The sequence below is a fragment of the Bacteroides sp. AM07-18 genome (assembly GCF_003602695.1).
Taxonomy (GTDB): Bacteria; Bacteroidota; Bacteroidia; order Bacteroidales; family Bacteroidaceae; genus Bacteroides; species Bacteroides uniformis.
Genome location: NZ_QTLM01000018.1, coordinates 19389 through 32200 on the forward strand (window position 1 = coordinate 19389; position 12812 = coordinate 32200).

A 12812-nucleotide genomic window follows, 5' to 3' on the forward strand; every position below is an offset into this window, starting at 1 on the left:
TTTTGGTTTGAACAGATTATAGCTTATTGCATTGCCCTTGTACTGGTGCAGTTCATGAAGAAACAAATATAGCGGCAAATACTTTATTCACTCCCGTCGTAGCACGGTTTAATCTTAGGCTTTTTCTTGTGATTTCTGAGCTTTTGGGGTACTAATGACCGATATTTACCCCTTTTTGAAACAATAGTGCCCCCGAAATTACCGGGAATGGGGTAATTTTGCAGTATTGAAAAACAAACTTAAATAATATCATGAGAAAAAGTAACTACTTATGGCTGCTGCTAGTGGCAGTTTTATTGCTGCCCGCTCAGGAAATGGCTGCCAAGAAGAAAAAAGAGAAGGAAGTGACAGACCGCGAACTTTGGGCCGGGGTGTTGTATCAAATGGCTGCTCCGGTACTGAGCAATATGAGTGAAGGGAAGCTCCAGAAAAATATGCAGGTGGAGCTTAGTCCCACTTGGGATGGACGCGACAAACGGGTGACCTATATGGAATGTTTCGGCCGTCTGATGGCGGGGTTGGCGCCCTGGCTCTCTTTGCCGGACGATGACACTGCCGAAGGCAAGCAGCGCAGGCAGCTCCGCGAATGGGCATTGAAAAGTTATGCGCAGGCGGTAGACCCGGAAAGTCAGGATTACCTACTTTGGCGGAAAGAGGGGCAGCCGCTGGTCGATGCCGCTTATGTTGCTGAAAGCTTCCTGCGAGGATACGATGCTTTGTGGGTGCCTCTGGATAGTTTGACCAAACGGCGTTACATTGAAGAGTTCACCCAGTTGCGCCGTGTGGACCCTCCTTATACCAACTGGCTGCTGTTCTCGTCTACGGTAGAATGTTTCCTGCGCAAGGCTGGTTCCAAGAGTGATGCTTACCGTATTGTCTCCGCTCTGCGCAAGGTGGAAGAGTGGTATGTAGGTGACGGCTTCTATAGCGACGGACCGGGATTTGCCTTTGACTATTACAACAGCTTCGTACTCCATCCCATGTATGTGGAGTGTCTGGAAGTCTTTACGAACAGTGGAAAAAATAAGATATGGAATGCGCCGAATTGCAATTTCCAGCGTGCCCAGAAGCGCATGCAGCGTTTCGGCATGATTCTGGAACGTTTCATCTCTCCCGAGGGGGCCTTCCCCGTATTCGGGCGTTCCATTACCTACCGCACCGGTACCCTCCAACCATTGGCTTTGTTGGCATGGCGTGGATGGTTGCCCAAGGAATTGTCGAACGGACAGGTACGTGCTGCCATGACAGCTGTCATCAACCGTATGTTCGGTGACAACCGGAACTTCAACGAGAAAGGTTTTCTGACATTGGGATTCAATGGTTCCCAGCCTCATATCTCCGACTGGTATACTAACAACGGCAGCCTTTACATGGCTTCCCTGGCATTCTTGCCCCTGGGCTTGCCCGCCGACCATCCGTTCTGGACAGATGCTCCGCAGGCATGGACCTCGAAAAAGGCGTGGGGTGGTGAAGAATTCCCCAAAGACCATGCCTATTATGAGTAAGACTGATTCATTTTTTATAGTATTTATATTAATTGTTTGGGGGATTGGTGGATTTCCGGTGGCACTCTGTGCACAGGGTGCTGCCGGTGTCCTTCCCGAAACGCATCTGGTGGAAGTGGGGAAAGGATACAGCCAGACTTCCGTCAACACTGCCGTATTCCGTAATAATTCGCTGGTGACGCAAGGTGACGAGCAATACATCAGTTACTATGATGCGGAAGGGTTCCTGACTCTTGGAAAACGGAACCTCCATGCCGGACAGTGGACACTGCACCGCACACAGTATAAAGGGAATGTGAAGGATGCCCATAACGTCATCAGCATGATGCTGGACGGTGACGGGTATATTCATGTAGCCTTCGACCATCACGGACAGCTCTTGAACTACTGTCGCAGCATTGCACCCCATTCACTGGAATTGGGTGAGAAGGAGCCCATGACGGGCGTGGATGAAGGCAATGTAACCTATCCGGAGTTTTATCTGCTGTCCGGAGGCGACCTGCTGTTTGCATACCGTTCCGGTTCTTCCGGCCGGGGCAACCTGGTGATGAACCGCTATTCCTTGAAGGAGAAGAAATGGAGCCGTGTGCAGGATGTACTGATTGATGGCGAGAACAAGCGCAATGCTTACTGGCAGCTATATGTAGATGAGCTTGGAACCATCCATCTGTCGTGGGTCTGGCGCGAGACTTGGCATGTGGAAACCAACCATGACCTATGCTACGCCCGTTCCTTTGACAATGGCGTAACATGGTATAAGGCAAATGGCAAGAAATATGATTTGCCCATCCGTCTGGGTAATGCAGAGTATGCCTGCCGCATTCCTCAGAATTCGGAACTGATAAACCAGACCAGCATGAGTGCCGATGCAGGCGGCAATCCGTACATTGCTTCCTATTGGCGCGACCCGGACAGCGACGTCCCGCAATACCGGATTGTCTGGCATGACGGGCAGATGTGGCACAGCCGCCAGGTCTCCGGGCGTACCACTCCGTTTTCCCTGAAAGGTGGAGGCACGAAGATGATTCCGATGGCCCGTCCGCGCATCGTAGTAGATGGCGGGGAGATATTTTATGTATTTAGGGATGAAGAACGGGGGAGCAAAGTCTCTTTGGCGCACGCTACGGATGTGGCAAACAGTAAGTGGAGCATCAGCGATTTGACCGACTTCACTGTCGGTGCCTGGGAACCGTCTCATGACACGGAATTGTGGAAGAGCAGGAAGCAGCTGCATCTGTTTGTGCAGCATGCCAAGCAAGGAGACGGAGAGCGGGTTGTGGAGTTTGCACCGCAACCGGTATATGTATTGGAAGTGATAAGATAAAAGAACAGTATTAGTATATGAAAACGACATGCTTATTTTTATTGGGTTTGGCTTTTTGCTGGGGACTGTTCTCATGCACCGCTCAGCAGCCGAAACCGGAAGAAGTGATTGAGATTATCAATCGGGTGAACAACTATTGGCAGGAGACCCATCCGCAACATGGGCGCTCTTTCTGGGACAATGCCGCCTATCATACGGGAAACATGGAGGTGTTCTTCCTGACCGGTAATCCGGAATGCTATGCCTATTCCGAGGCGTGGGCAGAACATAATGAATGGAAAGGCGCGAAGAGTGACAACAAGGAAGAGTGGAAGTACAGCTATGGGGAGAGTGATGATTATGTGCTTTTCGGTGATTATCAGATTTGTTTCCAGACTTATGCGGATTTGTATACCGTGAAGCCGGATTCCGGGAAGATAGCCCGTGCGCGCGAAGTGATGGAATACCAGATGAGTACGGACAAGAACGATTATTGGTGGTGGGCGGACGGACTTTACATGGTAATGCCCGTTATGACAAAGATGTACAAGCTGACCGGCAATCCGTTATATCTGGAGAAACTGCATGAATACTGGACCTATGCCAACAGTATCATGTACGATTCGGAGGAAGGCCTATACTATCGCGACGGCAAATATATTTATCCAAAACACAAAAGTGTGAATGGTAAGAAAGACTTCTGGGCACGTGGCGACGGTTGGGTGCTGGCTGCTTTGGCAAAGGTACTGAAAGACCTGCCCGAAACAGACCAATACCGCCAGGAGTACATAGACCGCTTCCAGACGATGGCCAAATCCGTGGCTGCCTGCCAGCAGCCGGAAGGCTACTGGACACGCAGTATGCTCGACCCTGAGCATGCTCCCGGTCCTGAAACCAGCGGTACGGCTTTCTTTACCTATGGTCTGTTATGGGGGATGAACAACGGCTTGCTGGACAAGGCTGCTTATCAACCCGTAGTGATGAAGGCGTGGAATTATCTGACTACTGTAGCCTTGCAGCCCGATGGCCGCATAGGGTATGTACAGCCGATTGGCGAGAAAGCCATTCCCGGACAGGTGGTTGATGCCAACTCTACTGCTAACTTTGGGGTAGGGGCATTTCTGCTGGCAGCTTGTGAGATGGTGCGTTTTTTGAATGCCGACTGATTGGAGAGATTAAATAAGTGTATATGTTACACAACATATACACTTTCTTTGTATTATAATGTATATAGTGTTAATTTTACACCCGTTAAAAGGTTTAATATAAAAAGATTATGATTGTACGGATGAAAAACACTTTCCGGATGCTTTTGGCAGCAATGTTATTATCGTTGTTTGCACTTCCGGGATATTCCTGGCAAAAATCCTTTCCCGAAAAAGATTATGTAGCTTATTTGTTCACTTATTTCACTGGGAATAGTGGCGATGAAGAAGCTGTGCGCTATGCTGTAAGCATGGACGGTTATACCTACTGGGCATTGAATGATAATGAACCGGTAATCGACTCGAAAGTCATCAGCTCCACCGGGGGAGTCCGCGACCCGCATATCCTTCGTTGCGAGGATGGCAAGACTTTCTATATGGTAGTGACAGATATGGTTTCAGCCAATGGATGGAGTTCAAACCGTGCCATGGTTTTGCTGAAATCTACCGACTTGGTCAACTGGTCCCACTCCGTTATCAATATACAGAAACGTTATTCAGGTCAGGAGGATTTGAAGCGTGTATGGGCTCCGCAGACTATCTACGACCCGGAGGCGGGAAAGTACATGGTGTATTGGTCCATGCTGCATGGCGATGGAGCCGATGTCATATATTATGCTTATGCCAATGCGGAGTTTACGGATTTGGAGGGAGAGCCCAAGCCATTGTTTCTGCCGGAGAACGGGAAATCGTGCATCGATGGAGACATTGTCTATAAGGATGGTGTTTTCCACCTTTTCTATAAGACGGAAGGGCATGGAAACGGCATAAAGGTGGCCACCACCCGTTCCTTGACCTCCGGGGCATGGACGGAAGAACCCGATTACAAGCAACAGACTAAGGAAGCCGTAGAGGGTGCGGGCACTTTCAAACTGATAGGGCAGGATAAGTATATCCTGATGTACGACGTCTATATGAAAGGAAGCTATCAGTTTACGGAAACCACTGACTTGAAGAATTTTAAGGTGATAGACAGCGAGGTGAAGATGAACTTCCATCCCCGTCATGGGACCATTATCCCCATTACCCGCCATGAGCTGTTGCGCATTACCGATGAATGGGGTAAGCCGACAGAACTGGGCGCATTGCCCAACAATCCCGTATTGCCGGGTTTCCATGCCGACCCGGAAATCCTTTATTCCCATCAGACCCAAAAGTATTACATCTATTCTACTACGGACGGACAGCCGGGTTGGGGAGGCTGGTATTTCACCGTATTCTCCTCCACGGATTTGAAGACCTGGCAGGATGAAGGCGTCATGCTGGACTTGAAGTCGGAGCAAGTGCCCTGGGCAGATGGCAATGCTTGGGCGCCTTGCATTGAAGAGAAAAAAGTGGACGGTAAGTATAAATACTTCTTCTATTACAGTGGAAACCCCAAGAATGGCGGCGGCAAGCAGATTGGAGTGGCTACGAGCGATTCTCCTGCCGGCCCTTTCACCGATTTGGGACGCCCTATCATTACCGCTTCGCCCGTCGGTGGCGGGCAACAGATTGATGTGGATGTGTTTACAGACCCTGTTTCGGGCAAATCCTATCTTTACTGGGGCAACGGCTACATGGCAGGTGCCGAGCTGAACGACGATATGGTGTCCATCAAGGAAAATACCGTTACGGTGATGACGCCGGCGGGAGGCACCTTGCAGGACTATGCTTTCCGCGAAGCAGCCTATGTCTTTTATCGCAACGGGCTCTACTATTTCATGTGGTCGGTAGACGATACCGGTTCGCCCAATTACCATGTGGCATACGGTACATCCAAGTCGCCGCTCGGTCCTATCGAAGTTGCCAAGCAACCCGTTGTGCTGATTCAGAATCCGGAAAAGGAAATTTACGGTCCGGCACACAACGCTGTATTGCAGATTCCCGGTACAGATGAGTGGAGAATCGTTTACCACCGTATTAATAAATGGTACTTGAAAGATGGCCCCGGCGTTCATCGTGAAGTCTGCATAGACCGGATGGAGTTCAATGAAGACGGAACCATCAGGCCGGTGGTGCCTACCTTTTAATTTAATGATATAACATAATAATTTAATACCATGAAGAATAGATTGAAATTACTGGTTTGGTTGTTTGCCCTCTCAGGTCCGCTGGCAGCACAGAGTGTATCTGTCAATGGTCCGGATGGAAAATTGCAGCTTACGGTATCCTGCCCGTCAGCCAACGGCGAAGTGTCTTACGCCGTCACCTACAATGGAAAGCAAATGCTGGAATCTTCTCCCTTGGGGATGGAGACAAATGTGGGTGATTTCTATAGAGGATTGCAGTTGAAGGAACATAAAGTCACAGCTCTTGATACGGTTTATGAACAATCCCGAATCAAAGCTTCGCACATCCATTACCGGGCAAACGAATTGCTTTGTTCATTCGTCAACGGTGAGGGGAAGAATGTGCAGATAACTTTCCGCGTCAGCAACAATGACGTGGCTTTCCGTTACACCCTGCCGAGGGAGCAGGGAAAAGGAAGCGTCACGGTGAACAGCGAACGGACCGGCTTCCGCTTCCCGTCGCAGACCACCACTTTCCTTTGTCCGCAGAGCGACGCCATGATAGGGTGGAAGCGTACCAAACCCAGTTACGAAGAAGAATATAAGGCAGATACCCCGATGAACGAACGTTCGGGTTATGGACATGGATATACATTTCCCTGCTTGTTCAAGGTGGGGGATGACGGCTGGGTACTGCTCAGTGAAACCGGAGTGGACAGCCGTTATTGTGGCTCGCGTTTGAGTGATTGGGATAACGGCGTGTATCGCATTGCTTTCCCCATGCCGGAAGAGAACAACGGCAATGGAACGGTGGCACCTGCCTTTTCCCTGCCGGGCTCCACGCCGTGGCGTACTGTGACGGTGGGGGAAACCTTGAAGCCGATTGTGGAAACCACCGTCCCCTGGGATGTAGTGGAACCACGCTATACCACCACCCATGATTACAAGCCGGGCCGTGGCACATGGAGCTGGATTCTCTGGCAGGACGGCAGCATCAACTACGACGACCAGGTGCGCTATGTTGACTTGGCAGCCGCCATGGGATACGAATATGTATTGATTGACAACTGGTGGGACAACAACATCGGTCGCGACCGCATGGAACAGTTTATCAAGTATGCCCGTAGCAAGGGTGTGGAGGTATTTTTGTGGTATAGCTCCAGTGGTTACTGGAACGATATAGAGCAGAGTCCCGTCAACCGGATGGATAACTCCATTGCCCGCAAGCAAGAGATGCGCTGGTTGCAAAGCCAGGGTGTGAAGGGTATCAAAGTAGACTTCTTCGGCGGTGACAAGCAGGAGACCCTGCGTTTGTACGAGGAGATTCTGAGCGATGCCGACGACCACGGTCTGATGGTTATCTTCCACGGCTGTACCTTGCCTCGCGGCTGGGAACGGATGTATCCCAATTACGTAGGCAGCGAGGCGGTGCTGGCTTCCGAGAATCTGGTATTTAGTCAGCATTTCTGTGATAACGAGGCGTTCAATGCCACGCTGCACCCTTTCATCCGCAATGCTGTGGGATGCATGGAGTTTGGCGGTGTGTTCCTGAACAAGCGTTTGAACCGCAGCAACGATGGTGGAACTATTCGCCGCACCACGGACATCTTTCAGCTGGCAACGGCAGTGCTGTTTCAAAATCCTATCCAGAACTTCGCCTTGGCACCTAATAACCTGACGGATGCTCCGCAAATCTGCCTCGACTTTATGAAACAAGTGCCCACTACTTGGGACGAGACCCGTTTCATTGACGGCTATCCGGGGAGATATATTGTTCTTGCCCGCCGTCATGGAAACACGTGGTACATAGCCGCTGCCAATGCAACGGTGGAACCGTTGAAACTGAAACTTGACCTTCCTATGCTGGCAGGACAAGAGGTGTCTCTGTATAGTGATGACAAGAAGATGCAGCCTCAATTAAAGCTACAGAGGATAAAGGCTGACGGCTCTCTGCAACTCACGGTTCAGCCGCAGGGAGGGGCGGTAATCGTGGAATAAAGAAGGCATGGAGCAACCCTTGTTTTGTAATGATATATCATAACGGATTACTCCTTTTGCAAATCTTTGATTATCAGAGGTCTATAATTGTCCTGATTCAGTCGTATACTGAATGGCATTCACTATACGACTGAATGGCATTCAGAATACGGCTGATTGTGACTATCGAACTAAATGTAAATGATTAATACCGACTTAATACCATGAATGGATTCTTGAAATTATTGTCCTTGTGTCTGTTCTTGACACTGACCGTTCCTTTGCAGGCTATAACGAATGGAGTGGCGAATGAACCCGATTCAGTCTATCTCTTTTCCTACTCCCATGCCGACGGCAGTGGCGGTCTGAAACTAGCCTGGAGTCCCAATGGCAACCGATGGTTCAGCGTGGCAGAGGGCAGCTCCTTTGTCAACTCGGACTTCGGCCCCTGGGGGCAAATGAAGCGGATGCTGAAACCGCACTTGATGCAGACCCGTGCCGACGACCGTTGGCACTGTATCTGGGAACTGACGGAAAGCGGAAACTCCCTTGCATACGTCGAGTCTCCCGACCTGCTGCAATGGAAAGCGCAGAAATACTTTGACCGTTCCCGCCTTGCCGAATACCGGCCGGCAGAGGTCTATCCCACCGTGCGGAAGGAGGTTCTGCTGAACGGTACCATGCAGCAGGGCTGGATGCAGCGTGTGCCGTATGCCACGGTGCAGCGTGTCATCTCCTTTGCGGAGCATAAGAAGTACCGCCAGGCACTCTATGCCGAACGTGCCGAGCAAGACCCCATTCGTTTTGCCGGCCTGAAACCGGTGGAGGCGACTATTGAGGTGGAGACGGAATGTGCAAAACCCATCAGCAAGCATCTGATAGGCATCTTCTTCGAAGACATCAACTATGCAGCGGACGGCGGGCTGTATGCCGAGCTGGTACAGAACCGTGACTTCGAGTATTCGTCCAAAGACGGTTCTCGTCAAGGTTGGGACGCTACATATGCCTGGGCGGTGAAAAAGGGCAATGCTTCGGCTGCCGTAACCATTGCCACTGCCGACCCCATCCATCCCAACAATCCTCATTATGCCGTACTGGAAGCTCGTCCCGGAGTGACATTGCAGAACGACGGTTTCGACGGCATCAGCTTGAAGAAAGGGGAGAAGTACGATTTCTCTCTCTTCGCCCGCGTGGCACCGGGCAGCAAGGGAGGCAAGGTGGTTGTTTGCCTGCTCGACCAGACGGGCCGTGAGATTGCCCGCTCTTCCGTCAATGTGTCCTCCAAAGAGTGGAAGAAACAGCAGACGGTGCTGACGGCGAATGCCGACGTGCGTGCCGCCGTCCTCTCGCTCCAGCCGCAGACGGTGGGGACACTGCATCTCGATATGATTTCCCTTTTTCCGCAAAATACATTCAAGGGCCATAAGAACGGCTTGCGTGCCGACCTGGCGCAGACGCTTGCCGACCTGCATCCACGCTTCGTCCGCTTCCCCGGCGGCTGCGTGGCTCATGGCGACGGCATTGATAATATCTATGACTGGAAAGGCTCTATCGGACCGCTCGAGGCTCGTAAGCCGTTGCGCAATCTGTGGGGGTATCATCAGACACGCGGACTGGGCTACTTCGAGTACTTCCGCTTCTGCGAAGATATAGGTGCCGAACCTCTGCCGGTATTGGCAGCGGGCGTGCCGTGCCAGAATTCGGGCACACACTCGCACTATGCCGACAACTGTCCGCAGGGGGCCAACAAGGAACTGATGCGCTACGGCCAGCAGGGTGGCATCCCGATGGAAGAGATGCCTGCCTATATCCAGGATGTGCTCGACCTGATAGAGTATGCCAACGGCGATGCACGCCGCACCGTGTGGGGCAGGAAGCGTGCTGAGGCAGGCCATCCCAAGCCTTTCAATCTGAAGTATATCGGCATCGGCAACGAGGATATGATTACCGAAGTGTTTGAGGAGCGCTTTGCCATGATATACAAGGCTGTCAGGGAGAAGCATCCCGAGATTACGGTTGTCGGCACCGTAGGTCCCTTCTACGAAGGCACGGACTATGCGGAGGGCTGGCGCCTTGCCACGGAAATGGGCGTGCCCATGGTGGACGAACACTATTACGTGGATCCGGGCTGGATGATTCACAACCAGGACTACTACGACCGTTATGACCGTACCAAGTCCAAGGTCTATCTGGGCGAATATGCCGCCCACCTGCCCGGACGTCCCAACAACATAGAGACAGCGTTGGCAGAAGCCCTCTATCTGACTTCTGTGGAACGTAATGCCGATGTGGTGGAAATGACCTCATACGCTCCGTTGCTGGCAAAGGAAGGGCATACGCAGTGGAATCCCGACTTGATTTATTTCAATAACACGGAGGTGAAGCCTACCGTGGGCTACTACACACAGCAGATGTACGGACAGAATGCGGGTACGCAGTACATCACCTCGCACATCACACTGAGTAATGGGCAAGAGGCTGTCCGCAAGCGCGTCGGCGTTTCGGTGGTAAAGGATGAGGCCACGGGTGACCATATCGTAAAGCTGGTGAACCTGCTTCCGGTGGAGGTTTCCTCTACAGTGAAGCTGAAGGGCATCGACTTGCAGAATCCCTCGGCAGTGAAGACGCTCCTGACGGGTGACCCGAAAGACAAGCAGGCACGTTCCGTGACTTCCGCCTTCGTCGACATCGGCGGTACGGAGTTTCCTTATACCTTGCCTGCCTATTCGTTTACGGTGATACGTATCCATGAGAATAAGGGGAAATAAGGATAAATCCGTGTAATTCCGTGCGTGGGAACTTAAGAACTTAAAAACTTAAAAGATATGATACGATTATTGACTTTGGCACTTGTTGCAGCCATGACCGGCAGTGTGTCGGCACAAAAGCAACAGACTTTGCATTCCGGTTATCCCATCGACCCGGTTCCTTTCACTTCAGTGAAGGTGACGGACAGTTTCTGGGGACAACGCTTGAAGGCAAGCCGCGAGGTAACCATCCCGTTGGCTTTCAGTAAGTGTGAGGAAACGGGACGTTATGAAAACTTTGTGAAAGCTACTCATCCCAGTGATGAGTATAAGGTGGGAGGCTTCTCCTTTGACGATACGGATGTCTATAAGACGATTGAAGGTGCAAGTTACTCCTTGCAGACTTACCCGGACAAGAAACTGGAAGAATATATCGACAGCGTATTGGTCATAGTGGCCGCCGCCCAAGAACCGGACGGGTATCTTTACACCGCACGTACCATGAACCCCAAGCATCCGCACGATTGGTCGGGGCCGGAACGCTGGTCGGAGGTGGAGAATTTGAGCCACGAGTTCTATAATCTGGGTCACATGGTGGAAGGGGCTGTGGCTTATTATCAAGCTACAGGCAAGCGGAACTTCCTGGATATAGCTATCCGTTATGCCGACTGCGTATGCAAGAATATCGGTGAAGGCCCCGGACAGAAGCGTGTGATTCCCGGACATCAGATTGCCGAAATGGCATTGGTACGCCTCTATACCGTGACAGGAGATAAGAAATATCTCGACCAGGCCAAGTTCTTCCTCGACGCGCGCGGCACTACGGCACGCAAGGACATCTATTTGCAGTCGCACAAGCCTGTACTGGAGCAGGAAGAGGCAGTGGGACATGCCGTACGTGCCGGTTACATGTATTCCGGTATGGCTGATGTGGCTGCCATTACGGGTGACAGCTCCTACATCAAGGCTATCGACAAGATATGGGAGAATATCGTCGGCAAGAAGATATATATTACCGGCGGTATCGGTGCGCGTCACACGGGCGAAGCTTTCGGTGATAACTATGAATTGCCGAATCTGACTGCCTACAATGAGACCTGTGCCGCCATCGGCAATGTTTACATGAATTACCGCCTCTTTCTGCTGCATGGCGATTCCAAGTATTTCGACGTGCTGGAACGTACGCTTTACAACGGATTAATCTCCGGCGTTTCATTGGACGGAGGCAAGTTCTTCTATCCCAATCCGTTGTCTTGCGATGGTAAGTATCACTTTAATGCCGACCATACGATTACACGCCAGCCGTGGTTTGGTTGTGCCTGCTGTCCTAGCAACATCAGCCGGTTCATTCCTTCTTTGCCGGGATATGTGTATGCCGTGAAAGACAATCAGGTGTACGTCAACCTTTTCTTGTCCAACCGTGCCGAGCTGAAGTTGAATGAAAAGAAAGTGGTGCTGGAGCAGGAAACCGGATACCCCTGGAACGGAGATATTCGTGTGAAGGTGGCTCAGGGCAACCTGCCGTTTACGATGAATATCCGTATTCCGGGTTGGGTGCGCGGCAGTGTACTTCCGAGTGACCTTTATTCGTATGCCGACGACCTGAAGTTGGGCTATCGTGTATTGGTGAATGGCGAGGAGGTGACCGGTGAACTTCGTAAAGGCTATCTCCGGATAGACCGGAAGTGGAAGAAAGGGGATGTGGTAGAGGTGCATTTCGACATGCAACCCCGTGTGGTGAAAGCCAATGAAAAAGTGGTTGCCGACCGTGGACGGGTGGCCGTTGAGCGTGGTCCTATCGTTTATTGTGCCGAGTGGGCCGATAATGATTTTAATATACAGAATATCATCCTGAACCGTCATCCGAAATTCCAGGTGACGGAGAAGCCCGAACTGCTGTATGGCATCAACGAAATTACCACAGAAGTGCAGGCTCTTGGTTTTGATGCTGCCGGAAAGTTGGCAACCAGAGATGTGACGCTGACCCTGATACCTTATTATGCATGGGCACACCGGGGTGAGGGCAAGATGGATGTATGGTTGCCGGTAAATAGGATTGATGTAGAATAGGTAAGTATGTCGTC

At 51.2% G+C, this 12812-nt stretch carries 7 protein-coding genes; all 7 read left to right on the forward strand.

Going from position 1 to position 12812, the window contains the following annotated elements; genetic code table 11:
• Positions 1-251: 251 nt before the first annotated feature.
• Positions 252-1505, forward strand: a complete 1254-nt coding sequence (locus DW096_RS16895; RefSeq protein WP_057281590.1) for a DUF2264 domain-containing protein — start codon at positions 252-254, stop codon at positions 1503-1505.
• The gene (locus DW096_RS16900; RefSeq protein WP_118931133.1) at positions 1498-2829 is read left to right on the forward strand and encodes a BNR repeat-containing protein; all 1332 of its coding nucleotides are present in this window, start codon (positions 1498-1500) and stop codon (positions 2827-2829) included. The genes DW096_RS16895 and DW096_RS16900 overlap by 8 nt, the downstream gene beginning before the upstream one ends.
• Positions 2830-2846: 17 nt before the next feature.
• Positions 2847-3974: a glycoside hydrolase family 88 protein gene (locus DW096_RS16905; protein ID WP_009037912.1), complete on the forward strand. Its 1128-nt coding sequence runs from the start codon at positions 2847-2849 to the stop codon at positions 3972-3974.
• A gap of 140 nt (positions 3975-4114) precedes the next feature.
• Complete coding sequence (locus DW096_RS16910; protein WP_369904505.1) at positions 4115-6025, forward strand: family 43 glycosylhydrolase; 1911 nt, start codon at positions 4115-4117, stop codon at positions 6023-6025.
• 30 nt (positions 6026-6055) lie between these two features.
• Positions 6056-8002, forward strand: a complete 1947-nt coding sequence (locus DW096_RS16915) for a glycoside hydrolase family 97 protein (protein WP_057281591.1) — start codon at positions 6056-6058, stop codon at positions 8000-8002.
• Between the two features lie 203 nt (positions 8003-8205).
• Positions 8206-10749: an alpha-L-arabinofuranosidase C-terminal domain-containing protein gene (locus DW096_RS16920; RefSeq protein ID WP_120028840.1), complete on the forward strand. Its 2544-nt coding sequence runs from the start codon at positions 8206-8208 to the stop codon at positions 10747-10749.
• Between the two features lie 57 nt (positions 10750-10806).
• On the forward strand, positions 10807-12798 hold the full coding sequence (locus DW096_RS16925) for a glycoside hydrolase family 127 protein (RefSeq protein ID WP_165853735.1): 1992 nt from the start codon (positions 10807-10809) through the stop codon (positions 12796-12798).
• Positions 12799-12812: the final 14 nt, after the last annotated feature.